The sequence below is a fragment of the Oceanicaulis sp. UBA2681 genome (assembly GCF_002354675.1).
Taxonomy (GTDB): Bacteria; Pseudomonadota; Alphaproteobacteria; order Caulobacterales; family Maricaulaceae; genus Oceanicaulis; species Oceanicaulis alexandrii.
Genome location: NZ_DEMB01000007.1, coordinates 25,833 through 51,537, shown reverse-complemented (window position 1 = coordinate 51,537; position 25,705 = coordinate 25,833). Strand labels below are relative to the sequence as shown.

General features: G+C 62.0%; 18 protein-coding genes. 5 read left to right on the top strand and 13 right to left on the bottom strand.

The features are described 5' to 3' along the window. Together B3M53_RS04775 and B3M53_RS04770 are read right to left on the bottom strand one after the other, a co-directional pair. Positions 1-1,538 (bottom strand): alkaline phosphatase D family protein (locus B3M53_RS04775; protein ID WP_286799700.1); only part of this gene is annotated, 1,538 nt, incomplete at its 3' end. 167 nt (positions 1,539-1,705) lie between these two features. Further along, a complete protein-coding gene (locus B3M53_RS04770; protein ID WP_022701382.1) occupies positions 1,706-4,963 on the bottom strand; it encodes a TonB-dependent receptor in 3,258 nt (1,085 codons plus the stop codon). Between the two features lie 367 nt (positions 4,964-5,330). Between B3M53_RS04770 and B3M53_RS04765 the strand changes: the two genes are divergently transcribed. Then, complete coding sequence (locus B3M53_RS04765; RefSeq protein WP_286799699.1) at positions 5,331-6,887, top strand: ArnT family glycosyltransferase; 1,557 nt, start codon at positions 5,331-5,333, stop codon at positions 6,885-6,887. 3 nt (positions 6,888-6,890) lie between these two features. On the opposite strand, the gene msrA is transcribed toward B3M53_RS04765, so the two are convergent. The 10 genes from msrA to B3M53_RS04715 form a co-directional block, all read right to left on the bottom strand. Beyond that, the gene (msrA, locus tag B3M53_RS04760) at positions 6,891-7,526 is read right to left on the bottom strand and encodes a peptide-methionine (S)-S-oxide reductase MsrA (protein ID WP_273020372.1); all 636 of its coding nucleotides are present in this window, start codon (positions 7,524-7,526) and stop codon (positions 6,891-6,893) included. Between the two features lie 68 nt (positions 7,527-7,594). After that, on the bottom strand, positions 7,595-8,539 hold the full coding sequence (gene argC / locus B3M53_RS04755) for an N-acetyl-gamma-glutamyl-phosphate reductase (RefSeq protein WP_273020371.1): 945 nt from the start codon (positions 8,537-8,539) through the stop codon (positions 7,595-7,597). Further along, complete coding sequence (locus tag B3M53_RS04750; protein WP_273020370.1) at positions 8,536-9,891, bottom strand: acetylglutamate kinase; 1,356 nt, start codon at positions 9,889-9,891, stop codon at positions 8,536-8,538. Before B3M53_RS04750 ends, argC begins: the two co-directional genes overlap by 4 nt. Further along, entirely contained in the window at positions 9,888-10,895 is a 1,008-nt protein-coding gene (locus B3M53_RS04745) for an N-acetylornithine carbamoyltransferase (protein ID WP_273020369.1), read from the bottom strand. The genes B3M53_RS04750 and B3M53_RS04745 overlap by 4 nt, the downstream gene beginning before the upstream one ends. 104 nt (positions 10,896-10,999) lie before the next feature. Further along, positions 11,000-12,577, bottom strand: a complete 1,578-nt coding sequence (locus B3M53_RS04740) for a L,D-transpeptidase family protein (protein ID WP_273020368.1) — start codon at positions 12,575-12,577, stop codon at positions 11,000-11,002. A gap of 138 nt (positions 12,578-12,715) precedes the next feature. Then, positions 12,716-13,840 (bottom strand): ferritin-like domain-containing protein, encoded by a 1,125-nt coding sequence (locus tag B3M53_RS04735; protein ID WP_160093266.1) that lies wholly within the window; start codon positions 13,838-13,840, stop codon positions 12,716-12,718. Positions 13,841-14,114: 274 nt separating this feature from the next. Then, positions 14,115-15,053 (bottom strand): sterol desaturase family protein, encoded by a 939-nt coding sequence (locus B3M53_RS04730; protein WP_273020367.1) that lies wholly within the window; start codon positions 15,051-15,053, stop codon positions 14,115-14,117. Next, positions 15,037-15,498, bottom strand: coding sequence for a hypothetical protein (locus B3M53_RS04725; RefSeq protein ID WP_156861460.1), 462 nt, complete (start codon positions 15,496-15,498; stop codon positions 15,037-15,039). The genes B3M53_RS04730 and B3M53_RS04725 overlap by 17 nt, the downstream gene beginning before the upstream one ends. Positions 15,499-15,628: 130 nt before the next feature. Beyond that, positions 15,629-18,361, bottom strand: a complete 2,733-nt coding sequence (locus B3M53_RS04720; RefSeq protein ID WP_273020366.1) for a TonB-dependent receptor — start codon at positions 18,359-18,361, stop codon at positions 15,629-15,631. A gap of 324 nt (positions 18,362-18,685) precedes the next feature. Further along, the gene (locus tag B3M53_RS04715; RefSeq protein WP_273020365.1) at positions 18,686-19,141 is read right to left on the bottom strand and encodes a hypothetical protein; all 456 of its coding nucleotides are present in this window, start codon (positions 19,139-19,141) and stop codon (positions 18,686-18,688) included. A gap of 100 nt (positions 19,142-19,241) precedes the next feature. On the opposite strand from B3M53_RS04715, the gene B3M53_RS04710 reads away from it, so the two are divergent. From B3M53_RS04710 to B3M53_RS04695, 4 genes are all read left to right on the top strand, one after another. Beyond that, entirely contained in the window at positions 19,242-20,390 is a 1,149-nt protein-coding gene (locus tag B3M53_RS04710) for a PQQ-dependent sugar dehydrogenase (protein ID WP_273020364.1), read from the top strand. 136 nt (positions 20,391-20,526) lie between these two features. Next, positions 20,527-21,810 carry a serine hydrolase domain-containing protein gene (locus B3M53_RS04705; protein WP_286799697.1) on the top strand — a complete coding sequence of 428 codons (1,284 nt, stop codon included), beginning with the start codon at positions 20,527-20,529 and terminating at the stop codon, positions 21,808-21,810. Beyond that, a complete protein-coding gene (locus B3M53_RS04700) occupies positions 21,807-23,414 on the top strand; it encodes a GMC family oxidoreductase (protein ID WP_273020362.1) in 1,608 nt (535 codons plus the stop codon). Before B3M53_RS04705 ends, B3M53_RS04700 begins: the two co-directional genes overlap by 4 nt. Before the next feature lie 11 nt (positions 23,415-23,425). Next, entirely contained in the window at positions 23,426-24,859 is a 1,434-nt protein-coding gene (locus B3M53_RS04695; protein WP_273020361.1) for a coniferyl aldehyde dehydrogenase, read from the top strand. Here B3M53_RS04695 and B3M53_RS04690 read toward each other — a convergent pair. Further along, the gene (locus tag B3M53_RS04690; RefSeq protein ID WP_286799696.1) at positions 24,856-25,641 is read right to left on the bottom strand and encodes an EAL domain-containing protein; all 786 of its coding nucleotides are present in this window, start codon (positions 25,639-25,641) and stop codon (positions 24,856-24,858) included. The genes B3M53_RS04695 and B3M53_RS04690 overlap by 4 nt on opposite strands. Positions 25,642-25,705 lie beyond the last annotated feature (64 nt).

The window sequence follows — 25,705 nt, the reverse complement described above, 5'->3', positions numbered from 1 at the left end:
GGCGCATACCCGTCCCGGCGCGACACGTCACCCACGACCCGCAAATCCACCTCGGCGCGCTCTCGGCTCAAACGGATCAGGCCATAGCCCTGCTCGCGGGTGTCGAAATGCTTGATATGCGGATTATTCGGCAGGAAGGCGGCGGTGCTTTCATAACCGCCGCGCTGGCTGGTGACCGCCGTGGTGACAAATTCAGAGGCCACGGTCGCCGAGTTCATATCCGCAAAATCGGCCTTCACATCGGTGACCCAATAGCAATGCGTGTCGCCGCCCAGAATGATCGGGTTGGCGTCTTCACGGCGCGCCAGAGCGTCGATTAGGCGTTGACGGGCGAGCGGATAGCCGTCCCAGCCATCGGTCCAGATCATGGCTTCGCCGGTTTGCGGGTTGGAAAAATTGAACGGCGAGAACAGGGTCGGCTGAACGATGAAGCTCCAGATCGCGCCGGATCCGGCGACGCCGCGCGACAGCCAGTTTTCCTGTGAAGCGCCCAAATAGGTGCGGGTCGGGTCTGTCAGCTCTTCACAGCTGGCCGGCACGATATTGCCGCCGCGGTCGGTTTCGGACGGGCACGCCATCGGCGTCTTGAACTGGCGGCCGTCGGTCATGTTCACTTCCGCCAGGTCGCCGAACACGGTCTGTCCGTAAATGCGCATCCGGCCAGACGCGCGCTCCAGCATGGAGCGGCGGCGCAGGGGCATGTTCTCCCAATAAGCCTGATAGGCGGCGAGGCGACGCGCGCGGAAATCTTCCGCCGAGACAAAGGGCTGCTCGCTGATATCGCCCGCGTAATCGTTATCCACTTCGTGGTCGTCCCAGGTCACAAGCCAGGGCGCGATGGCGGCGGCGGCCTGAAGATCGGGGTCGAGGCGATAAAGCGCATGCACCCGGCGATAATCTTCGAGCGTATAGGGCTCGGGCGTCACATGGCGGCGCACCTGCGGTCCCCAGCTGGATTCGTAGATATAATCGCCGGTGTGAACGATCAGGTCCGGGCGCTCTTCAGCCATATTGCGATAGGCGTGGAAATAGCCCTGCTCGTAATGCGCGCACGAACACCAGGCGATCTTCATCGCGTCCACGCCCGATCCATAGGCCGGAGCGGTCAGCGCGCGACCGGTCGGGCTCGTCACGCCGCCCGCATGAAAGCGGAAGAAATACTCTCGTCCCGCCGGCAGGCCGTAAATCTCGGCATGGACGGAATGACCCCAATCGGGCAGCGCCCGCTCGACGCCGGAGCGCACGATAAGGGTGAAGGCTTCGTCTTCCGCCAATTCCCAGCTCACATCGACGGCTTCAGGCGCCATGCCGCCATCGGGATCGAGCGGATTCGGCGCGAGGCGCGTCCACAGCACGAACCCGTCAGAGGTCGGCTCGCCCGACGCGACGCCCAGGGAAAACGGATCATTGCGAAAGACCGGCGCGGAGCCTTGCGTCACCGGCATGGTGCAGCCCGCCGTCAGGGCGGCGGCGGCGCCGGAGGCGGCGGAGGTCAGGACGAAACGGCGTGTCCATGCAGAAGCGAGAGTGCGGACCATGATCTTTTCCCATGCCAAGAAGCTGTCAGCGTGGGCTTTCAATACCGCGCAGGGGTCACAGTTTTGCGACGACGGGACGCGGATGAGCGCCTGGCGGGCATAAAAAGAAAAGGGCGGCCCGAAGAGCCGCCCTTTCCCGTAATCCAGCCGTATCGGCGTTGGAGTTCTTAGAACTCGTAACGCAGGCCGATGCGGATTTCGTAGACCGAGTCGTTGCGGTCCAGCTCGTTGATGTCGCGGCCCGCAGCCCGGAAATCGTTGTAGCGGTACACGCAAGACGCTGCCGTGGTGCAGGTGGTGCGGATGTCGTCACCGCGCAGAGCGGTGGCGCCGTCAACACCATTCAGAGCCACGTCGGTCGCCGACACCAGGTCCGCATCAACAGCGGTGAACTGACCGAAGCCCGGACCGTTGGTCTGGGAACCCCAATCGGAGTTCAGCAGGTTCGGGAAGTTCACGATGTCCATCACGAACTCGAAGTTGTTGTCGCCGACAAAGCGATCAATACCCGGAATGCCCGGCAGTTCCTGCGTGAAGCGAAGGTCCCATTGCTGGTTCCAGGCGCCAGACGCGCTGTTCACCGGCATGATTTCACCTTCTGCGGCGCCTGCACGGTTCACCAGATCATAGAAGCCTGCCGTGTCGAAGCCGGTTGCGAACACAACGTTCGCGTCGCCGGTCCGGGTCGGGACGTAGATCGGGTTGTTGTCGTACGGGCTCTCGCCTGCGCCGGCGCGGCCGAACAGGGAGTTGGAACCGCTGACGTCATAGGTCAGGAAGTACGGGGTGCCCGAACGGATCTGGCCGAACACGTCCACGCGGGAGGTCAGATCAGAGATGATCTCACGCTCATAGGACAGGCCAATCTTGAAGGAGTGCTCGATCTCCCAGAAGGAGGTGCGCACTTCAGGATTGTTGCGGTCGATCGCAGACAGGCCGCGCCAGTTGGAGATGCCGCGCGAAGAACCGCCCTCGGAAACCCAGTCCACATCCTGATAGGCATAGCTGGTGTAGAAGCCGAAGCCGTTTTCGTAGTCTTTCTGAACAGCGACAGAGAAGACGTGGCTTTCAGAACCGTCAGCATTGCCAAGCTCGGTCAGGTTGGCGAAGCCAAGATCATCAAGGTCCGCATAGATGGTGCGGCCATCAGGCGCCACGCCGGTCGGCAGAGCCGCCGCCAGGTCCGTCTGAGCGCGGTTGCGCCAGATGAAGGCGTCCTGCGGGGTGGTGTAGAGCCAGGAAGCGGACAGCAGGTAGCCGTCGCCCAGGCCCAGGGCCTCAAGGTTCAGATCGTAATCAACGCGCAGCGACGCTTTCCAATCGGACGGGATCTCGAAGTCGTCAGCAACAACGTCGATCACGCTGCCGGTGGAGCCTGCAACGCTGTCCAGCAGCGGCTGAGGCACGGTCAGGCCGGCGGTCGGGGTGCCGGAGCTCTGGCGAGCAAAGCCGGTAGCGCCCTGGAATGCGTTGGAGATCCAGACTTTCGGCTCACCGCCGGCGAACAGGCCGAAGCCGCCCGTCAGAGTGGTGCGATCATTCGGCTCCCAGCGGAAGCTGGCGCGCGGCATGATCAGGTCCAGGCCGTCCAGGTTCTGGCCGGTGGTGTTTGCACCGTACAGCGCATCCACATCCGCGCTGAGCGGCGGAACATCGTCCTGCTGATAGGTCTCGTAGCGCACGCCGAAGCCGACTTCGAGATTGTCACGAACCTGCCAGGTGTCCTGGGCGAAGAGGGTGATCTTCTCAAGGCCGAACGCAGCCGCTGCGTCATCAGCATTGTTGGTGTTGGCGTTGACGTAGTCGATTTGCGGGGTGTTGTTCGCAATCTCGTCAAGCGAGCGGTAGATGAAGCGGCCATTGGAGCCCGCAACAAACAAGTTGAACAGCGAGTAGTCTTCATACTCGGCGCCGAAGGTGATCAGGTGATCGCCCAGGATGTAGTCGCCTTGTGCGAAGAGCTGCAGACGCTCGTCGTTAAACTCGTTGGCGTGACGGAAACGGTCACAGCCGCCCACGAAGGTTTCTTCGCCATTGTCGATCAGAAGTCCTTCCAGCGGAGAGCCAACCAGATCATCCGGCGTCAGGCGGAATTCCAGGTGCGCGGTGTCGGAACCGGCGCGGCAGAGCTGGCCGCGGGAGAATTCCTTGTAGGTGGCGCGAACGGTGGTGGAGAAGTTGTCGCTCCAGTCAGAGAACACTGAACCGGAATAGGAGGTCAGTTCGACAGGAATGTCGTACCAGGCCGATTCAAAGTTCTGACGACCCGTGGAGGTGCCGCTCTCTTCAGTGGACTGGTAGGTGAACGACGCACGGTGGTTGTCGTTGATGTTCCAGTCGATCTTGCCGATCAGGCGCTCGGAGGTCACCGGGTTGGACGTGACGGTCGGACGGCCGCCCATGTCGTAGCCCAGATTGTCCAGAACGTACTGGTTCAAGGCGCCGTAGAAGTTGGTGTCGATGCCGTCATTGCTGTCGCCGACGGAGTAATCCGTGCCGGAGCCGGATTCAAACTCGTCATAGGAGACGAAGAAGAACAGGCGGTCTTCGATGATCGGGCCGCCCAGGGTGATGCCGTATTCTTTTTCGTCAAACGGGGCGATGTTGACGTCTTGGCCGTCGATCCGGTCGCCGAAATACTCTTCGTCCTGATAGTAGTAATACAGAGCGCCGTCGAACTCGTTGGTGCCCGATTTGGTGGTGATGTTCACCAGGCCGCCGGTGAAGCCGGATGCGGTCACGGAATAGTCGGACGCCACCAGAGACGCAGATTCAACAGCGTCCAGGGAGATCGGCGAACGCTCGGTTGCGTAGGTGTTGGAACCGAGACCGAAGTCGTCCTGCTGCAGCGAGCCGTCAATGGCCAGGCCGTTGAAGCGCGGGTTCACGCCGGCGACGTAGAGCTGGCCTTCGCCGTCGGAGAACGCCAGCGGGTCGCGCACCAGGGTGCCGATCACGTCGCGGTTGGCGGACGGCTGGTTAGCGATGTCGTCAGCGGAGAAGTTGGAGCCGACGCCGTTGTTCAGGTCCGTGGTGTTGATGGCCTGACCGGTGACGACGATCACGTCAGCAGCTTGCGGGTTCAGGGTCAGGGTCAGCGGGGACTGGTTGCCCGGACGCAGGTTGACGCCGTCCAGAGCTTCGCCCTGGAAGCCCGGCGCTGCAACGATGATGCTGTACGGACCGCCAACGCGCAGACCGGACTGGAAGAACTGACCCGTTTCGTTGGTCACAGCGCGCGAAGCGGTGCCCGACGGGCTGTGGATGATGGTGACGGTCGCGCCGGACACAGGAGCGCCGGACGCGTCAACAATCTCACCACGCAGGTTTGCAGAAGTGGTCTGTGCGTGCACGGCGGCAACCGGCGCCAGCGCTGCAAGCGCGGCTACCGAAGCGCCGTAAGCGAACTTTTTGAACATCGCCATTGTGGAGGGTCCCCTAAAAATCGACCTGATGAAAGGCAGGGGCACTACGCCCTTGCTTCGAGGGGGGCCTTAAAATCCGGTGCTAACGATTGCGTGACGGGTATGTGAACGTTTTGCGACGGCGCTCAGGGCGCCAATCCGTCAACAGAGCGTCCCGTGTGCGCCGTTAACTCAGTATTAGCGTGTGCTCGCAAGGAGATTCAGGATCGGCTTGCAGGCCCATTAACAACGGCAGGGTCGAAAACCCTGTTAGTCGTGTTTGTTGCTCTGCACCAAGGCGTTTTGGATCGTTGCATATAGGCCACGCTTTTTGAACGGTCAGGCAAGGGCTTTGACAGACCGGCGGCGCAGCCGCATGAAGCCTTTCATGGAAAAGTTCAGCCCCACACCCTCAGATTCGCCCTCACGCAGCTGGATGCGTATGACCGTGCTCATCCTGGGCGGTCTTCTTGTCCTGCGCATCCTGGCTTTACTGGCTGATCCCAACAGCTTGTATGCAGACGAGACCCAGTATTGGCTCTGGTCGCGTTCGGTGGACTGGGGGTATTTCTCCAAACCGCCCATGATCGCCTGGATTATCGCAGCGACGACCAGCGTATTCGGTGACGCCGACTGGGCGGTGCGGCTGGCCGCGCCCTTCCTGCATACGATCACCGCAATGATGCTGGGTTTAACCGCGGCGCGCCTGTTTGACGCCAGGGTCGGCGCGTTCACCGCTCTGGGCTGGGCGACGATGCCGGCGGTCTGGCTGTCCTCCACCATCATTTCCACCGACGCCGTATTGATGGCGGGCTTCAGTACGGCGCTCTATGCGCTGGTCAGGCTGCGCGAAGGCCCGGACTGGCGCTTTGCGCTTCTGCTCGGCGCAGCGGCGGGCTATGCATTCTTGTCCAAATACGCCGCCATCTATCTGTTGATCGGGCTCGCCGTCAGCGCCGTCATCGACGCGCCGTCGCGGCGCGCGCTGATCTCGCTTCAGGGCGCCGCGGCGGTGGCGCTGTTCGTCATCATCATTGCTGGCAATGTGATCTGGAACGCCCAGCATGACTTCGCCACGGTCAGCCATACCGCCGCCAACGCCAACTGGAGCGGGACGCTGTTTCATCCCGAAGAGTTGGCGGACTTCCTGTCCGGTCAGCTGGGTGTGTTCGGCCCGGTCTTCTTCGTCATCCTGATCGCGGCGGTGATGACGACGTTTCGCGCCACTACGCTGGCGTGGAACACGGCGCGCCCGCGCCTGATGCTCGTCGCCTTCTGCCTGCCGGTGCTGGTCATCGTTTCCGCCCAGGCCTTCATAAGCCGGGCGCACGCCAACTGGGCCGCTTCCGCCTATCTGACCGGTTTGATCCTGGTCATCGCGTTTCTCTTGCAAGGCCCGGCCTGGCGGCGCTGGGCGCTCTATGGCTCGCTGGGGCTGCATACGGTCGCCGGGCTGGCCTTGATGGCGTTCGCCGCCTCCACCCCACTGTCAGACGCCGCAGGTCTCGCCAACGCCTTCAAACGCGTGCGCGGATGGCCGGAAACCATGCAGGCGGTCGAGCGCATCGCACAAGAGCAAGGCGTCGCCACGCTCGTCTATGACAACCGCAACGACTTTCACCAGATGCAACGCTATGGCCAGGGGTTTGACGGCCAGATGTTCATGTGGGTGCGCGCGGAACATGCACAGAATTTCGCTGAGCAGACATGGCCCCTGCCTGACGGCTTTGCAGAGCCGGTGCTCGTCATCTCGGAACGGCCCGAAGAGACGCCGCTGATGGAGTGGGACTTTGCGCAATTTGAACAGGTGGACGAGGTTTCGATCCCCTTGGGCGGGGACCGCTATCGCACCTACCAGGTTTTCCGGGCGCAAGGCCACCAGCGGCGCGAACGCGATGCGGCCTATGAAAACCGCGTCGCGGAGCTACGCGCCGGATCGGACTAGCGGCTACTCGACGTCGTTCCAGATCTGCCGCAAACGCGCATCGCGGCGACAGCCGAAGCGATAGCGCTGATAGCGCGCCGGACGCTCCAGATAATAATCCTGATGTTCGGCGCCCGCCGGCCAGAAGGTGGCGAGGTCCTCGACAGGCACGATGATCGAACGCTCAAAAAGGGCCTGCACCGATTGGCGGGACGCTTCGGCTGTCGCGCGTTGCTCGGCGTTGGCGGCGTAGATCCCAGGCGCATAGCCTGATCCGCGATCACAGAACTGCCCGCCCTCATCAAACGGGTCCACATTGCGCCAGTAATGGTCAAGCAAGGCCTCATAGCTGACCACGCTGGGATCATAGATCACGCGCGCCGCTTCATGGTGGTCGCTGCGTCCACGAGCCACGTCGTAATAATCGGGGTTTACTTCCGTGCCGCCAGCAAAGCCGGACACCACTTCGACGACGCCGTCGAGCTTTTCAAAATCCGCTTCCGTGCACCAGAAGCAGCCCGAAGAGAACACGGCGTGGGCCAGCCCGTCCGGAAGATCGGCGCCCGCCGCCTCGGCCGGGCGAACATAGTCGTCTGATTGCGCCAACGCGGCGCCGGACAGGGCGAAAGCCGCGAACGCGGCGGTGAGGACAGCTTTCATAAGGGCCTCCATAGGGGGTTTCCCTATAGATGTGGGCCAAAGCCGCTCACCGCCAAGTCACGAAGCCGTCAGTTTTGCTGCGGCTTGAAGCCGGGCAGCGCCAGTCCCAGACACAGATTCTGCATCGCCTGCACCGCGGCGCCTTTGAGGAGATTATCGAGCGCGCACACCATGACGCCATGGCGGCCATCCTCGCTCAAGGCGAACCCGCCCAGAACCGCGCCAGGATTATGCGCGCCTTCAATGACTTCCGGCGCCTCATCCTGAACCCGGATCAAAGGCTGAGCGCCAAAGGCATCCTCATAGGCTGATCGGAACGCGTCCGCCGTCACCGGCTCGGAGAACTCCATCTGCGCGGTCAGCACGATGCCGCGGAAAAACGCCGCCACATGAGGGCTGAAACGCACTTCATGGCCCAGATGACGGCTCATCTCGCGCTCATGGATATGCCCCATCAGCGCATACGGCATCAGATTGTCTTTCAAGGCCTCGACATCATTGCGGCGGTTAGGCGTGGTGCCGGCGCCGGAATAACCCGAAACGCCGAACAGATGCGCAGGCCCCGCCAAAGCTTTGCGCATCGGGGCGACCGCCAATTGCCCGGCGGTGGCGTAACAGCCCGGATTTGAGATGCGCGTCGCGCCCTTGATCGGACCTTCGCCGTACAATTCCGGCAGGCCATAGACCCAGGTCTCGTCAAAGCGGTAATCAGCCGACAGATCGACGATGACCGTGTCCGGCTTCACCGCCTCGATCGCCGCCACATAGGGAGCGGCCTGACCATTGGGCATGGCGAGGATCACGCCGTCGCACTGGCGTTGAGCCACCTCTTCAGGGCTCAGCGCCTCAAACAGAAGGCCCGCAGGCGCTTCCGGGGCGAGAGCGGTGACCGGTTGGCCGTCCATGGCTCGAGACACGGCGAAGGCGAGCGACAGATCATCGCGCTCCGCGATCAGTCGGATCAGCTCGCGCCCGGTGTGCCCGCGCGCGCCGACCAGTCCGAGGGTTTTCATGAGCCGCCCTCCTCAAGAGTCGCCGGCAGCGCAGCGATGCGCTCGACCCGCGCCGGGATTTTGGACAGATCATCCTCGCCGCGCCAGAACACCGTCCACGGCCCCGATTTCACCGCGCCATGACAGGTCGCGAAATAGAACTCATTGACCGGATTGTTGGTGCGTGAGCGCCAGTAGAGCCGCGGCGCATACTCGATCAGACGCCGCCAGACAGCGCCGCCCAGACCCTCGCCGCGCGCTTCATCGAGCACGGCGAACTTGTCGAGATAGACCATGTCGTCCAGACGCGTGGTGATCGCCGCCGCCCGGTAGTTTTCGGTGACGAAGGCATGATCAAAGTCGATGCTATCGAAATATGAGGTGACCGGCGCGCGCCCGAACGCCTTTCGGATCAATTGCCGCGTGCGCTCTTGATCGAGCTGATCCAGCGTCTCGAGTTCCAGCATGCGCTCGCCGCGGCGCACCAGCGTGCCCGCCCCGGCATGAGTGAACAGCTCTTTGGCCAGTTGATCCGGCCGGGTGATCGACACCGAGCTTGAGAGCGGCAAGTCATCGAGCAGGCGCTTGATCTCCTGCAGCTTCAGCCGCATGCCGCCCGCCACCCAGTCTGACGCCATCAGGTCATCATAATCGGTGGCGAGGTTGATCGCGGAGATCGGTTGCTTGTTCGCGTCCAGCAACGCGCCCGTTCCGGTCAGGAAGACAACCTTGTAGGGCTGAAGCTTGTGCACCAGCGCGCGGACAGCACTGTCAGCGTTGATGTTCACCAGACGTCCGTCCGCGGTGTCGCCCAGACAGGTCAGGATCGGCGCCTGGCCGGCTTTCGCCGCCGCCGCGACAAGGTCCAGCCGCACGCCGGTGGGCTCGCCCACCCGGCCCAGCCCGGCCTCGTCGATCAGCTCGGCCTCAAAAACCCCCGAGGGCACCGCCGCCGCCCGGCCGCCGCAATCGCGCACGGCCTGCACCAGTTTCACATTCACCGCGGTCAGCGTGTCACGCACGACGCCGATCGCTTCAGGCGGGGTGATGCGCAGGCCATCCTTGCGCTCTTCAGGGAAGCCCGCGGCCTCAAGCGTGGCGTTCAGTTGCGGGCCGCCGCCATGCACGACAATGGGCGCGAGCCCCACCGATTGCAGGAAGGCGAGCGCGGCGGCGAGCGCATCAAGGTCTTCCTCGATGATCGCGCCGCCGACTTTCACGACCGCAAAGCGTTCCTGGTCCAGCTCGGAAAAGCGGTTGAGATATTCGCGGATTTCCTTGCCGTCGCGCATATTGGACAACAGCTGAACGATGGCCGACCGGACCGGCGCATTGGCGCCGCCCCGTTCGGGAAACGATTTCACCTCAGTCATCCATCAGAATCCTGAACCAGGCGCTCCATCATCGCCTTTTGAACATGCAGGCGGTTCTCCGCTTCCTCGATGCCGAGGAAGGCCGGACTGTCGACCACGGAATCCGCAATTTTCACATTGCGGCGCATGGGTAGGCAGTGGCTGACGGTCGCATTATCGGTCAACGCCATCTTGGCGTCGTCGATCATGAAGCCCGCCCCTTTGGCGCGGTAGGGGGCTTCCCCCTCCCAGGCGCCGTAGAACGGCAGCGCGCCCCAACTTTTGGCGTAGACCGCATGCGCGCCAGTATAGGCTCCTTCAACGTCCGTGGTGACGGAGAAGCGGGCGTTGTTCTCGCCGCAGAAGCGCTCGGCGGCGTCCATGTAGCGCTCATCGAGCTGATACACGTCATCGGGGATCAGCATCCGCACATTCATGCCCATCTTGGACGCCATCAGGATCGCGGAGTTGGCGACCGCGGTGTTGAGCGGCTTGGGATGGGGAACCCAGGTCAAAAGGAAATCTTTGCCCGACACATCGCCATGACGGTCCTGCAGCGCCAGCATCATCGCCAGCTCCTGACACGGGTGAACGATGGTCTCCATATTGATCACAGGCACCGTCGCATGCTTGGCGTAGGCCGTGATCAGCGGATCTTCTCGCTCGGCTTCCCAGTCCTGGAACTTCGGGAAACAACGAATGGCGATCAGGTCGGCATAGCGCGACAGAACGCGCGCGGCTTCCTTGATATGCTCTTCAGGGCCGCCATCCATGATAGCGCCCTCTTCAAACTCCACCGGCCAGGTCTGGCCCTGCGCATCGAGAATGATGGCGTGACCGCCCAGCTGATGCACGCCGATGTCAAAGCTTGAGCGGGTGCGCAGCGAGGGATTGAAGAACATCAGGGCGACCGACTTGCCCTTCAGCGCATCGCCCATCGGGCTGGATCGGAGCTCTCGCGCACGATCAAGGATCGATTGCAATTCATTCCGGGACCAGTCTTCCGTCGACAGGAAATGGCGCATGGCTGCGGACCTTTGTCTGAACAAACAAAGTCTGCGGTGTAGTCAGAGACGACGAACTTGGCAAATACCGTGTGTAGACAGGCCGCCCTGAACGGCTCCGCCTGTCAGGGCGAAGGGACGGCCCCCGGCTCGGGCTCATTTTCCAGCTCGGTCCCCGGCCCAGCCTCCAGCTCACTCTCCGGCTCGCCCTCGACTTCCTCGTCAGCCTCGGCCTGCCGCTGCTCGGGCGGGATATACAGCGGCGGGTCCGACAAGGCTGCAACCAGGGCCGCATCACGGTCGTACACGTCATGAATAAAGCGGATCCGCCCCAGCTCATCAGACACAGCCGTAAAATAAAGGATATGAACCGGAACAACATTGCGAAGCCGGATGCGCCGCGTCTGGCCGGAGTCAAAGGCCCGGACCACCTCTTGTGCGCTCCAGCCCTCGCCCGCCAGAATCCAGATCGCAAGGTCTTCGGGGTTCTGAACCCGCACGCAGCCAGAGGAGTCATCACGCTGGGCGTTGGCGAACAATTCGCGATGCGGCGTGTCGTGGATGTAGACATTATGCACATTCGGGAACAGGAACTTGACCCGGCCCATGGCGTTGTTCGGTCCTGGCACCTGAATGACCCGGTAGCGCCGGTTCGCCCAGTCCGCTTCATAGGGGTTTGTCCGCGCGCCGGTATCGAGATCCACCAGGCGATACCCCTGAGACAGAGCATAAGCGGGATTGGTGCGGAAACTGCGCAGCCAACGCGAGCCCAGGCTGGTCGGCGTCAGCCAATAGGGATTGATCTCGATGATGGACATGTCTTCAGAGAAAATCGGCGTGCGCGAATAGCGCCGCCCGATCATCACCTCATGGGTGCGCACAACCGCGCCGTCTTCCCACGCCTCCAGACCATAATCGGCGATATTCACCCGGATATGGCGCGCCCCCAGCTCAGAAGGCAGCCAGCGCCATCGCTCCAGATTGACCCGGATCTGGTTGATGCGGCGGGCGTCTCCGGCGTTCAGCTCCGCCAGGGTGGACGCCCCGGCCTCGCCATCCGCCGCCAGATTGTGGCGGGTCTGAAACCGGATCACCGCGCTTTCAAGCCGTGCGTCAAACGGCGCGCCCGGCGCGGCCTCGCCCGACAACAAGCCCAATTGCCGCAAGCGGGCGCGCAAGGCGTCAACCCGCGGTCCCGCATCTCCAAGGCTTAGCGCTCCCTCGCCAGGGGGCACGCGTATTGGCGCGTCCTGCAAGGCCATGCGGCGCACAAGCTCGGCCCGCAAGGCCTGATAGTCAGGATGAGACGGCGCCAGCGCTTCAAGGCTTTCATATATCCCCGCCCCTTCGCGCGCCTCGGCGTAAACCGTGAGCAAGTCCACATCTTCGATGGGCGCGGTCCAGTCAGGATCGAGCGCGCGCGGATCAACCACGCCAAAGGCCAGATCTTCAGCGAGGGCGAACCAGACGGCGCGGGCGCGTTCATCACGGCTTTCGCCATAGGGTAAGGCACGCAAGGCGTCTGGGTGCGGATAGGCGGACGGATCGAGTCCATGCGTCCACGCTTCAGCCAATGCATAGCCCAGCGCATCCACTTCCGCATCGGTCCAGCGCGCCGTCCAGTTGCGGCCCGTCGCCTGCGCCTGGCTGGCGCACAGCCAGATCAGCAGCGTGAGACCCGCAATCCAATTTCGCCAGACCATGATTGGTACGCCCCCTCAGACGGGCAAGTCTTAACAGGCGTTAAGGTCTCACTCCAGCAAGCAAGCGTCAAAAAAAACGCCGCCCCAGCGGAAATGCCAGGGCGACGAGTGAGGCAAGCTCAGAACTGAGCTGTGAGGTTACTCCGCAGCCCCGGCCGCGCCCTCGGCCGCCACGGCGTGAATATAGTCCCGGCGGGCCTTGGCGGCGTCCACCTGGCCGGTGCGGTCTCCGTCGATTTCACGGGCGATGCGCTCGTCTTCATCCTGCAAGGCTTGCGGGTCCAGCTCGGCGAAGTGAAGCACGCCCATATCTTCATACGCGCGTTGAATCTTCGGCCCCCACAAGCCGATATCCTTGACGATCGGGACGATGCGCTGAAACAACATGGTGCGATAGAGTTTGACGATGTCGGAATTCTCGGTGAATTCCTGGCACTCTTTTTCGGGCAGACCCAGAACCTCATAGATTTCCTTGGACTGTGTCATGCGATCCCGCATCAGATAGCAGGCTTCAACCAGAAACTCCTCGCGCTCATCGCGTTCCTTCTGGGTCAGCTGAGGATAGTAATCGCGCAGCGATAACCGGCCGAAGGCCACATGCCGCGCCTCATCCTCCATCACATAGGCGTTGACCATGCGCGCCAGCGGGTTCTGCGCCAGATCCCGGATGGTGCCGAAAGCGGCGAGCGCCAACCCTTCAATCACCACCTGCATGGCGAGATAGGTCACATCCCAGCGCGAATCTGACAGCGCGTCATTGACCAGCCTTTGCAAGGGATCGGTCATGGGATAGGCGACGCCGAACTTGCCCAGCAGCTTGCGATACGCCTCCACATGGCGCGCCTCGTCCATCACCTGGGTGGCGGCGTAGAATTTGGCGTCGAGATCGGGCACCGCCTGTACGATCTTGGAAGCGGCGAGAAGCGCTCCCTGCTCCCCTTGAAGAAACTGCGAAATATTCCAGGCTTGGGTGTGGCGGCGCAATTCAATGCGCTCGGCCTTGTTCATCTTGTTCCAGACATCCGAGCCATAGATGGAGACCGCCTCGTCGGGCATCTCCATCGGGTTTTCAGGGTCCAGGTCCAGCTCCCAGTCGATGCGGTCCACCGCATCCCACTGCATGTCCTTGCCCTTTTGATACAGGTGCATGAGCGTGGTGCGGCCTTCGTCGAAGCGCCAGTCGAACACGGACTCAAATTCGTTCGGCACATGCCAGTGCGGGTCAATCCCGGGCATGGGATAAAGGTCACGCAAAGCCGTCATCAGGTCCTCCTGCCTGTTGCGAGAGGAGCCTGCGCGCCCGCGGATCTGCGATGAGCCGGACGCGCCAGCTCCACGCCGTCTGCTTGTCTTCGGCAAGCAATGAACGGCGTTCACTTCTCGACTTTGGATCAAGAGGCCGCTCTGTGTCCAGCACAAGACCGGGCATTTTCAATAAAAAAGGGAATTAATTTCGCCGCATAGCAGCATAGAATTACAAGGCGATCCACGCTGTGCGTTGATCAATATCACTCTTCTTGCTTGCTGCACTGCACGCCTATTCGGCGGCGACAGGCGGATGCTTGTCAGACCGCGATGAAACGTCGCCCCCTTGTTCTTCCTGCCAGCGGGCTTTCAGCATGGCGGAGGTGTCCCGGCTGCCATCCGGTGACCATCCCGGCGGTCCAAGCCAATAGCCCAGCACTTCGCGTGGCGAGCGCGCCGTGCGGACATCCTTGATGATGCCCCACCATTCATGCAGACAGATCGTCAGCGGGTTGTGGGTGCCCAGATTGCGAACGATGCCATAGCGGATCTCTTCTTCGTCGGTTTCAGGCTCGAACGTGCCGAACATCCGATCCCAGATGATGAAGACCCCCCCGTAATTCCGGTCCAGATAGCGCGGATTGGTAGCATGGTGGACCCGGTGATGGCTGGGCGTGTTCATCAGCCATTCCACAGGCCCAGGCAAGCGTTTGATCGCCTCGGTGTGGATCCAGAATTGATAGATCAGGTTGAACGCCGCCACGAAGGCGATCATGGCCGGCGGGAAGCCGATCAAGACGAGCCAGCTGCCCAGAAAGATGAACTTCAGGGTCAGCGGATTCAGCCAGGGCTGCCGCAAAGCGGTCGATAGATTGTAATGCTGGCTGGAATGATGAACCACATGGTCCGCCCACCACCAGCGCACGGTATGCGCCCAGCGATGGCTCCAGTAATAGACGAAATCATCCAGCACGAAGGCGATGACGAACCAGTACCAGGCCCAGCCAATGTCCAGGATCGCAAACTGTTCGACGAAGACGAACCAGGCCACAACGATCCCGCCCAGAAGCACACCGGACACGGTATTGCCCAGCCCCATAATCAGACTGCCGGCCGTGTCGCGGGGCTCAAACCGGGTCCTGCCTGTCATCCGCCCGTAAATCATCTCGGCGATGACCAAAAGGATGAAGCCGGGAATGGCCCATAAGATCGGATCAGGCAGATTTGGCATAACGCGCCTCATTTCCGGGTGCGCCGCCTGGCGCACGCACAAAGTCTTGCAGACGGTCCGCCCAGTCTGTCGCCTGACCGTCCCGGCCAAGCTCCAGCACCGCACGCGGCAAGGTGTAATCATAAAGCGTCAGCGTCAGGGTCGTCCCGCTCACCTGGACCGAGCGCACCTCCCCAGGGCGTAGCGCGCGCACGACAGCATTATCACCGCGCGCCAGAACCAGGCCCACGCGCCCGCCATCCGCCTCAAGACACAGATAACCGCACCGGTCAGGGGTCAAGACCTGTTGCCCCCCGACCTGGAAACCCATGACATCGCGCTTGAGAAAGCGTTGCGCCTCACCTTCGGTGTTCAGACGCAAGCGTGTCCAGCCAAGGGCCATGTTCAGCAAAATGATCAGGCCGATGCCAAACGCCGCCCCGATCAAGGCGAGAACATCTGTCATGCTTTCATTCATGCCAAAAATTGAACGCTGTTCACCTCAAAAAAGCAAGGGGTAATGCAAGGGGTCCTCACAAAGAGAAACGGCGCCGGAAAACTCCAGCGCCGTTGATCCATCACTCGGTGCGCATCGCCTAGAAGCGGGCGCGCAGGGTCACGCCATAGGTCCGCGGGTCGCCGGGATAGATGTTGAAGCTCGATCCCAGATAGCCCACCGACGGGAAGCCGCCCTTGGCGTAGTCTTCCTCGGTGAGGTTACGGCCCCAGAACTGCAGCGCCCAGCTTTCATCCGCCGCCGACAGCGTCACAGACGCATTGTACAAGGTGAAGGCGTCCTGATTGGCGATCGCCCGCGGATCCAGGCTCGCCACCAGATTGAAGTCCGACGTGTGCTGGGCTTCACCGCGCAGGATCAGGTCCAGGCGATCATTGACCGGGTGGGTGTAGGTGCCCGTGAAGGACGCCACCAGCTCAGGATTGCCGCGCTCGACGCCAGACAGGTCATTGAACGTGCCGGACTGGCCCTGATCATTGACCCGCGGGGCGTTACAGTTGGCGAAGGTCGGATCGGCCGGATCCCAGACCGGGCCGAACAGCGGCGAGCTGTCCGGGCAAGGGGCGAAGGGATATTCGCCGAACTTGTCATCCAGCAGATAGGTGCCGCCCAGGGTGAAGAACAACCGGTCGGTCGGCGCATAGCTGAAATCGAACTCGATGCCGCTGACTTCGATGGAGCCGGCGTTGTCGAGCGCGAAGCCCGTGCCCACAAAGGCCTCGGACTGGAAGTCTTCGATTTCCTGGTTGAAGTAGGTGACCGCATAGACGAGCGAGCCGTCCAGAAGCGAACCTTTGGCGCCCAGCTCCCAGGACGAGGCGGTTTCATCCTCGAACTCGAAAATGCCGGTTTCCGCCGCTTCATAGGACAGGTTGAACCCGCCCGGTTTGAAGCCGGTGGAATAGCTCGCATAGATGTTGAACGTATCGGTCACATCATAGCTGAGGATGGCGTTGTAGGAGAAATTGTCGTCCGAACGAGACGTCGGATACTGGCTGGCGTCCACGGGTCCAAAATTCTGGAACGCAGCGAAGCCGTTGAGCAGGTTGAACGGCGTGTTGGCCAGGAAGGCCGCCACTGTCGGATCATACACCACGAACGGATTGGCGAGCGTCGCGCCAGGAATGCCCGAGGCCTGAAGCGCGCCTTCCAGCTGCGCCGCAAGGGTCGGATCGCCCGCTGCTTGCTGCGCCAGAACCGTGGTCAGCAGGAACGGACAGGAATTGCCATCCGGGAAAGACGGGCAGAGCGACGCCTCAGGCAGGCGCAGATTGGCGCCCAGAGAGGTGAAGCTCAGAGCCGAGATCGGATCATTGATATTGATCCGGGTCTCCATCTCCTTGTCTTCTTCGGTGTAGCGACCGCCAATCGTCAGGGTCAGACGGTCGGTGAAGTTGATGTCAAACTGACCGAAGGCGGACCAGGACGTGGTGTCGTACTGGTAGTTCTCCTGCTCAACGCCTTCACCCGCCTGCAAATATCCGCCCGCGGGCAGCAGCGGCACATTGTTGACGCCAAGCTGATTGTTCGCGCCCACCAGGAATTCGGTCAGTGTTATGCCGCCGGTGCCGGCCGGCAGGCCAAAGGCGGCGACCAGGTCAGCCACTTGCCCTGCAGACGCAAGGTCAAAGAACGCCTTGGTGTCCGCGCCATACGCAAGATTCTGATTAAACTCGAGTTCGTTCTTGTAATAGAAACCGCCAAACATCCAGTCGATGAACTCGCCGCCATTGGACGTGAAGCGCACTTCCTGAGTGAAGCTGTTGTATTCGTTATCGATATTACGCGCGCCCAGCAGATCGATATCGGAGAAGTCCGCATCGATGTTCTGGGATTCGTCATAGGTGCGATACGCGGTGATCGAGGTGAAGGTGAACCCGTCAAACTCATGATCGATCTGGGCGGACAATCCGGCCGTATCGAGCTGGGTGTTCACATTGCCGTCGACCGCCATCTGACCATCAAAGGGATCGGCGGGCAGCGCCGTTCCGCCCAGAGCGAGGATCGCGCCCTGGTCGATCGGGTCGTAATATCCGAACGGCGCCGCGCAGCAATTTTCATCAATGACGCCCATATCGGCGATGATGCGCACTTCGGTCGCGTCGGTCGGATACCACATCAGCTGACCGCGATAGGACTGGCGATCGCGGTTGTTGAGCTCCTGGCGCTGCGCCACAGGCGACACATTGTCCAGATAGCCGGTATTGGTGTGCGTGGTCGCGTCCAGACGGAAAGCCAGCACATCCTCGATGATCGGCCCGGTGACCGTGGCCTTGGCCACGAACTGACCGAATTCGCCAAACGTCACTTCCGCATCGCCGCCCAGCTCGAACTCGGGCTCCTTGGTGATGAAGCTCACCACGCCCGCCGGCGTGTTGCGGCCGAACAGCGTCGATTGCGGACCGCGGATGACTTCAACGCGCTCGATGGACAACAGATCGTTGATCGCTGCGCCTGCACGCGGGCGGTACACGCCGTCCACAAACACGCCCACAGAGGGCTCCAGCCCCGGGTTGAAGCTCGACGTGCCGATGCCGCGCAGACTGAATTCGGTATTGGTGGAGGAGGCGAACTCGGCCACGCGCAGAGACGGGACAAGGGTCTGCAGATCCGCAGCGTCGCGGATTTGCGATTGCTGGATCGCGGTATCAGTGACAACGGCCACTGACACTGGCGTTTCCTGCAAAGTCTGTTCGCGCTTTTGCGCGGTGACGGTGATCACGTCCGGCTGCTGCGCCAGCGCTGGCGCAGCGACAACGCCCGCAGCGAGCGCCGTCGCCCCGAGAACGGCTGCTTTGGTCAAACGGTTCATACAGGTCTCCTCCCCTGATAGGTCTGGCGTCGCGATATTCTGTGTAGGATCGCTGTCCGCACTTACGCTTAGCTTATGCAGGCTTTGATCATTTTGTCATGCAAACTTCTTCTCAAGACCAGCCAAGCGTTGCGCAAACAGCACAGGCGCAGCCATAGCGTGCAGCGCAGCATTCTCTTTATATGCTTGAGATAGCTGATGTTTTTTGAGATAATGATTTTATGCTGCGCACAATAGATCATGCTGTCAGGCATGACAGGCATTCATCGCCGCATCATGCGCCTTGAGACCCTGCCGCCATCGTTCGGCTTAGGAATCAGTCTTTTATGCTGAGTGTCCAGTCCGAGGCGGCGCGGTCAGAAGCACGAAAACCACCCCCGCAAGGCCGCCCATGACCGCCTGGGTGAGCAGACCCGCCATGCTGCGCGCGCCCGCAATAACCTGCACCCCGAAAAACACCTCTTTCATCAAGGTCAGCATCACCAGCATGCACACCAGCCCGGCCGCGCTGAACACCCATCCGCGCGGCACGGGCAGCACGCGTCCGGCCAGCGTGGCGACCGGCAGGGCGATCGCCAACCCGAGGGCAATGAAAATTGCATAGAGCGGCCCCAATCCGGTCAGGTCATCAAAGATCATGGAGAGCGCATCCGCTGCACCGATTTCCGCGCCGACCGCCATCAACCCCGCCAGCACGAACAGGCTTTGCGCGATGACGGCCAAGGCCACCAGAACCAGCACTGTCGCCAGATAGGCGCCGAAAACCCGCAATATCGTCATGGCCCATTCCCCCTTTGCGCGCACCGGTCATAGCGCTCATAGTGCTTTGAACTCGCGATTAAAGCGAGAGTGCCGCAAACACACGCGTGAGGGAACCATCATGATTCGGCTGATCCAATCCGTCATCGCCCCGACCGGGCTCGCGCTTGTTCTCGGCGCCGTCAGCGCCTGTTCCCAAGCGCCTGAAGCGGCGCCGCCTGCAGATGATCTCGACCCTGCAAGCTATCAGGTCGAACTGATCGCGGACGGCCTGCTCACCCCCTGGGACATGGCCTTCCTGCCCGATGGGTCCGCGTTGATCAGCGAACGCAATGGCGGCGTTAAACACCTCCGCGATGGCGTGCTGAGCGATGTGCCGGGCGGCCCGGATGACGTCTTCGCCGAAGGACAGGCCGGACTGTTCGACCTGGCGCTGAGCCCGGACTTTGAAACCTCGGGCGTCGTTTATCTCAGCTATGCCTCCGGTACGGCGGACGCCAACACGCCGGCGCTCTATCGCGCCAGGTTCGAGGCGGGACAGCTGTTGGACGGCGAGACGGTTTTTCGCGCCGATCCCTTGCGCAGCACAAGCGCCCATTACGGTGCGCGACTGGCCTTTCTGCCGGACGGCACGCTTTTAATGACCGCCGGAGAAGGCTTCGCCTATCGCGAAGAGGCTCAGGTGCGCAGCAACCATCTGGGCGCCGTGCTGCGGCTGAACACGGACGGTTCGGCGCCGACCGACAATCCCTTCGCCGATGAAGGCGGGGCTGCGGCCTATGTCTACAGCTATGGCCATCGCAATATGCAAGGCATCGCGCTGGACGCCGCAACGGGGACGATCTGGACCCATGAGCACGGCCCGCAAGGCGGGGACGAGCTGAACGCGCTGAACGCCGGCGCCAACGCCGGTTGGCCGATCGCCACCATGGGCCTGGATTACAACGGCGCACGCATTTCGCCTTTCTTCGACCATGAAGTCTTTGACGCGCCGGAATGGGTATGGACGCCCTCAATCGCCCCCAGCGGGATGGCGCTTTATGACGGCGACCTCTTCGCCGACTGGCGTGGCGATCTGCTGGTGTCAGCGCTGGCGGGCCAGGCGCTGCACAGGCTGGATCTGGAAGACGGCGTCGTAGTTGGCGAAGAGCGCTTGCTCGCCGAGCGCGGGCAACGAATCCGACAGGTGCTCAATGGTCCGGATGGCGCAATCTGGCTGCTGGCGGAATCCCCGGACGGGCAGGTTTTGCGCCTGACACCGGCGGAGTGAACGCGCGCCCGCGCAGACATGGACAGCCGGTTTTGACTGGCGCTCACTCTCTGAAAGGTGTTCACTCAAGGCTAACTGATTTGCCCGCCCCGCAGATTGCGGCGAGATCGGGCGAACATGTTCGGGGAGAGATTAAATGAAGCGTTTCCTGACAGCAGTAGTGGGCGCGTTGGTTTTGCTCGGGCTCGTGGGCGCAGGCTGGTATTACAGACCCTGGTCCGATTATGCGCCTGCCAAGATCCGGTCGCTGGACGACCCGGACCAGTATCCGCTGACCTATCAGCGCATGGACGAATTCCTGCCGAGCACCGGGATCGACGCCGTCGCGCCCTCGCCTTTCCCTCGCGACGTTCAATCGCTCGACATCACTTATGAATGGCAAGGCGAAACCAAAACGCTCGCCGAATACCTCGCCGAAGCCAAAGTCACGGGTTTGACCGTGCTGTCTGACGGCGAGGTGATCGCCCAGACCTATGCGTATGAGGCGGACGCCCAGTCACGTTTCACGTCCTGGTCTGTGGGCAAGTCCTTTGTCGCCACCTTGATCGGCAAGGCGCTGCATGAAGGCCTGATCGAGAGCCTGGACGACCGGGTGGACCGGTATGCGCCGCAATTTGTCGGCACTGATTATGGCGCGACCAGCCTGCGCCATCTCCTGATGATGTCGTCGGGCATGGCGTTTAACGAGGAATATAGCGCCGACGCCCCCTCCGATGTGCGGCCGCTCTTTTTCAACGCCTTCATCATGCGCCGTAATCCCGACGACATGATTGCTCTGATTGAGCGTGATCGTGAGCCGGGCGAGGATTTTCATTATATCAGCCCCAACTCCCATGTGCTGTCGGCGGTCGTGCGCGGCGTCTATGAGGGCCGCCTCGCCGAAATCATGCAGCGGGAGCTGTGGGAACCTCTCGGCATGCGCGATCCGGCGACCTGGCTGCAGCACAAGCCGGGCCCTGAAGGGGTCGCCATCGGCTATTGCTGCCTGCAGGCCAGCAGCGAGGATTATGCTCGCCTGGGCCAGCTCTACCTGCAGGACGGCGTCTGGAACGGTGAACGCCTGTTGCCGGAAGGCTGGGTGGATCTGGTGTCGACGCCGCCCACGCCGTCGCATGAGCCCGGCGCCAGCCGATACGCCCATCGCGGCTATGGGCTGCACTTCTGGATCCCGGAAAACTATGACCGTGAATTCTACGCCGCCGGCGTGTTCGGCCAGTATATCTGGATGGACCGCAACCGTGATCTGGTGATCGCCCAGAATGCCGGTGATGCGGACTGGGGCGAGCGGAACGTAGAAATGACAGCCGTCTTTCGCGCCATCGCCGAGACCGTCGCGCCGCTGACGCCTGCTTCGTCCACAGCCCCCATGTCGCCTCCGATGGAAGACGAGGTTCAGCCTCAGGACGGAGAGCCGCAATGAGCCGCGCAGAAGACATGGAGTTTGATTATGTGATCGTCGGGGCCGGCTCGGCGGGATGCGTGCTCGCCGACCGACTCAGCCAGGATCGCGACGTTTCGGTCTGCGTTCTGGAAGCTGGCGGATCCGACAACAAGGCCGTCATCAAGACGCCCATGCTGCTGCAGTTCGCCATCACCAACCCGGCGATCAACTGGGATTACTGGACCGAACCGCAGAAAAATCTCGGCGACCGCAAGCTCTACTGGCCGCGCGGCAAGGCGCTGGGCGGCTCCTCTTCGATCAACGCCATGCATTACATGCGCGGCGCGCTGGAGAATTACGACGATTGGGAAACCACATACGGCGCCGAAGGCTGGAATGGCGATGCGGCGCTGGAGGCCTTCAAGTCTGTCGAAAACAACGAAAACCATGGCGCGCCCTTTCACGGTCAGGGCGGCCCGCTGAACGTGAAGACCATTGGTCCGCTCAATCCGCTGACCGAGCGCTATTTCGAGGCCTGCCGCCAGCGCCAGATTCCTGACAATCCGGATCATAACGGCGCTCGGCAGGAAGGGTTCGGCCCTTACCAGGTGACCCAAAAAGGCGGCAAACGCTGGTCTGCGGCGGACGCCTTTCTCAAACCCGCAATGAACCGCCCCAATCTGACCGTCGTCACCGGCGCCCTGGCCCATCGCATCGTGATCGAGAAGGGTGAAGCCCAGGGCGTGCTGATCGAGACCGACGGCGAGATGCGCACCGTCACCGCCAAACGCGAAGTGATCCTGTCGGGCGGGGCGATCAATTCGCCCCATCTTTTGATGCTGTCAGGCATCGGTCCCGCCGACCATTTGCGCGAGCACGGGATCAGCGTCGAACACGATGCGCCCGGCGTCGGTGAGAACCTTCAGGACCATCTCGACATCCTGGCGCGCGCCCGTACGAAATCAGCGACCTCAATTGGCTATTCAGCGCGAAAATTTCCCGCCACGGCCCGCGACGTGATGCAGTGGGCGCTGACCGGCACCGGCAAGTTCACCGTCAACCCGGTCCAGGGCTGCGGGTTTGTGCGCTCCAGCCGGGCGCGGGATCTGCCCGACATCCAGCTGGTGTTCATCCCGGCGCTGGCCAGCCCGCATGGACGCGACACGCTGACCGGGCACGGGATCAGCCTGCACGCCTGTCACCTCTATCCGCAAAGCACCGGCCGGCTGAGGCTGGACAGTGCGGACCCGCGCGCGCCGATCCGCATTGATCCCAACTATCTCGACCATGAGGAAGATGTTGAGGTGATGACGGACTGCCTGGAGATCGCGCGCGACCTGCTGCTAAGCAGCGCGTTCGATGGCGAGTTTGATCATCTTGACCTGCCTGCAGACCCCAGCGCGGGCCGGGCCAGTCTGACCGATGAAGTCCGCCAGCGCGCCGAAACCCTCTACCATCCCACCTCAACCTGCGCGATGGGGGGCGGAGCGCTTTCCGTCACCGATCCGCAATGCCGGGTGCGCGGCGTGAAACGCCTGCGCGTGGTGGATGCGTCCGTCATGCCGCGTATAGTCGGCGGCAACACCAATGCGCCCACCATCATGATCGCCACACGCGCCGCCGATATGATCCGTGCGAGCTAGGAGACAGCCTCATGCCTGACACCAATATGCAGACCGCCACGGGCTCCATCGACGCCATGCAGGCGATCTTTCATCAGCAGAAGGCGGCGTTTGAAGCTGAACGCCATCGTCCGCTCTCTGACCGCAAGGCGGATCTGGAGAAGATCGAAGCGCTGGTCAAAACCCGTGGCGACGAGTTCGCCGCCGCCATCGACGCCGATTTCGGTCGACGCTCCAAGTCTGAAACCGCGTTGGCGGAGCTGGGCTTCACTATCGCCACGGCCAAACACAGCCGCCAGCATCTGACCAAATGGGCGAGCTCAAAGCCTGTCTCGGTGCCAATGACGCTGGCGCCGGGCAAGGCCTATGTGCGGCGTGAACCCAAAGGCGTGGTCGGCATCGTCTCACCGTGGAACTATTCCATGCAGCTGGCCTTCGCGCCGCTGGTCGCCGCGCTGGCGGCGGGCTGCCGGGTGATGATCAAGCCCAGCGAGTTCACCCCGCGCACCGCCGCATTGATCAAGTCCACTCTGGGCGAACTGTTCAGCGAGGACCATGTGGCGGTCATCGAAGGCGGCGTGGAAGAGGCGAGCGCCTTCACCGCTCTGCCCTTTGACCATCTGTTCTATACCGGCTCCACCCAGGTGGGGCGCATCGTCGCCAAGGCCGCCGCGGAGAACCTGACCCCGGTGACGCTGGAGCTGGGCGGCAAGTCGCCCGCCGTGGTCGCGCCGGATTTTGACGGCGCGGAAGCCGCAAAGACCCTGGCCTGGGGCAAGTTCCTGAACGCCGGCCAGACCTGCGTCGCCCCGGATTACGCACTGGTTCCGCGCGGGTCTGAGCAAGACTTCGCCAAGGCCGTGATGCATGAAACCGGCGAGATGTGGCCCGATGTCGCCACCAATGGCGACTACACCGCGATCATCTCCGAACGTCATCATGCCCGCTTGAGCGAGATGGTCGAAGAGGTGCGCCAGGCCGGCGCCGAGGTTCACCAGCTCGCTTTCAACAAGGCGGATGCCGGCAATACCCGCATCTTCCCGCCCACCGTGGTGGTCAATCCGCCGCTCGACTCCAAACTGATGCAGGAAGAGATTTTCGGTCCGATCCTGCCTGTTCTGGGGCATGACGGACTGGAGGACGCTGCGCGCTTCATCAATGAACGCGACCGGCCTCTGGCGCTTTATGTCTACGCCAAGTCCAAGCAGACCGCGCGCGATTTTCTGGGACGGACGATTTCAGGCGGCGCGGCGGTGAACATCCCGCTTCTGCACCTGTCAGTGGAAGACCTGCCGTTTGGCGGCGTCGGCGCCTCCGGCTATGGCAGCTATCACGGGGAGAGCGGATTTCTGACGTTCACCCATGAGCGCGGCGTGTTTGAAGCGCCGGTCTGGCATCCCAGCCGCCTGATCCGCCCGCCCTACGGCAAGATGTTTGAATTCTTCAAGAAGCTGCAAGCGGGCTAGCTTGCGATCGACCAGTTGATGTCAGAAATCGCCGGGGCGTCGTCCAGTTGCGGTTTGGAGAAATAATACCCTTGGAACAGGTGAATTCCCAGATCGAACAAGGCGCGCGCCTCGGCTTTGACCTCAATGCCTTCGGCGATGATCTTGATGTCAAAGCGCTCACAGATATCCACCATGGCCGACAGGATCGTACGCTTGACCGGGCTGATATGAACATTGCGAACCAACGCCATATCCAGCTTGATGATGTCTGGCATCACAGCCGCGAGAAGGGTCAGGCCCGCACCGCCGGAGCCGAAATCGTCCAGCGCCGTGAGGAAGCCCATATCCTTGTACGAGCGCACGATCATGGCGAAATGGTCGGGGTCGTTGACCGCTTCATGTTCCGTCATCTCGAACATGATGCGATTGATCGGAAACCCGTTCGCCGAAGCGGCCGCCAGGGTGGTCCGCAGGCACGTCGCGGGATCGTAAACGGCATTGGGCATGGTGTTCAGAGACAACAGCTCAGGCCGATCCGACAAAGCTGTACTGGCGGATTTGAGCGCCTGGATGCGGCAATGTCGGTCAAAGGCGTGCATGTTGTCTGCGGTGACTTTGGACAGGACCGAGCCGGCGGACTGCCCTTCCGCGCCGCGGACAAGGGCTTCCTGCGCAAAGATCGTGCGCGTTTTGAAATCAATGATCGGCTGAAACGCGAACCGGAGGCGCTCCGGAATCGGCTCCGCGCATCGGCAAACAGCTTCTTCGCAGACAGCAGCAGCGGGTTTGGGACCAGTCATGAAACACCCATGAGTTTTTCATGACCCTAACCCATACAACTTAATGAAGAGTATGACGCTTTAA

What these genes read in the sequence shown, in the direction of transcription:
- B3M53_RS04770 (WP_022701382.1), bottom strand. Translation starts at nt 4,963, where the DNA reads ATGGCGATGTTCAAAAAGTTCGCTTACGGCGCTTCGGTAGCCGCGCTT.
- B3M53_RS04765 (WP_286799699.1), top strand. Translation starts at nt 5,331, where the DNA reads ATGGAAAAGTTCAGCCCCACACCCTCAGATTCGCCCTCACGCAGCTGG.
- msrA (WP_273020372.1), bottom strand. Translation starts at nt 7,526, where the DNA reads ATGAAAGCTGTCCTCACCGCCGCGTTCGCGGCTTTCGCCCTGTCCGGC.
- argC (WP_273020371.1), bottom strand. Translation starts at nt 8,539, where the DNA reads ATGAAAACCCTCGGACTGGTCGGCGCGCGCGGGCACACCGGGCGCGAG.
- B3M53_RS04750 (WP_273020370.1), bottom strand. Translation starts at nt 9,891, where the DNA reads ATGACTGAGGTGAAATCGTTTCCCGAACGGGGCGGCGCCAATGCGCCG.
- B3M53_RS04745 (WP_273020369.1), bottom strand. Translation starts at nt 10,895, where the DNA reads ATGCGCCATTTCCTGTCGACGGAAGACTGGTCCCGGAATGAATTGCAA.
- B3M53_RS04740 (WP_273020368.1), bottom strand. Translation starts at nt 12,577, where the DNA reads ATGGTCTGGCGAAATTGGATTGCGGGTCTCACGCTGCTGATCTGGCTG.
- B3M53_RS04735 (WP_160093266.1), bottom strand. Translation starts at nt 13,840, where the DNA reads ATGACGGCTTTGCGTGACCTTTATCCCATGCCCGGGATTGACCCGCAC.
- B3M53_RS04730 (WP_273020367.1), bottom strand. Translation starts at nt 15,053, where the DNA reads ATGCCAAATCTGCCTGATCCGATCTTATGGGCCATTCCCGGCTTCATC.
- B3M53_RS04725 (WP_156861460.1), bottom strand. Translation starts at nt 15,498, where the DNA reads ATGACAGATGTTCTCGCCTTGATCGGGGCGGCGTTTGGCATCGGCCTG.
- B3M53_RS04720 (WP_273020366.1), bottom strand. Translation starts at nt 18,361, where the DNA reads ATGAACCGTTTGACCAAAGCAGCCGTTCTCGGGGCGACGGCGCTCGCT.
- B3M53_RS04715 (WP_273020365.1), bottom strand. Translation starts at nt 19,141, where the DNA reads ATGACGATATTGCGGGTTTTCGGCGCCTATCTGGCGACAGTGCTGGTT.
- B3M53_RS04710 (WP_273020364.1), top strand. Translation starts at nt 19,242, where the DNA reads ATGATTCGGCTGATCCAATCCGTCATCGCCCCGACCGGGCTCGCGCTT.
- B3M53_RS04705 (WP_286799697.1), top strand. Translation starts at nt 20,527, where the DNA reads ATGAAGCGTTTCCTGACAGCAGTAGTGGGCGCGTTGGTTTTGCTCGGG.
- B3M53_RS04700 (WP_273020362.1), top strand. Translation starts at nt 21,807, where the DNA reads ATGAGCCGCGCAGAAGACATGGAGTTTGATTATGTGATCGTCGGGGCC.
- B3M53_RS04695 (WP_273020361.1), top strand. Translation starts at nt 23,426, where the DNA reads ATGCCTGACACCAATATGCAGACCGCCACGGGCTCCATCGACGCCATG.
- B3M53_RS04690 (WP_286799696.1), bottom strand. Translation starts at nt 25,641, where the DNA reads ATGACTGGTCCCAAACCCGCTGCTGCTGTCTGCGAAGAAGCTGTTTGC.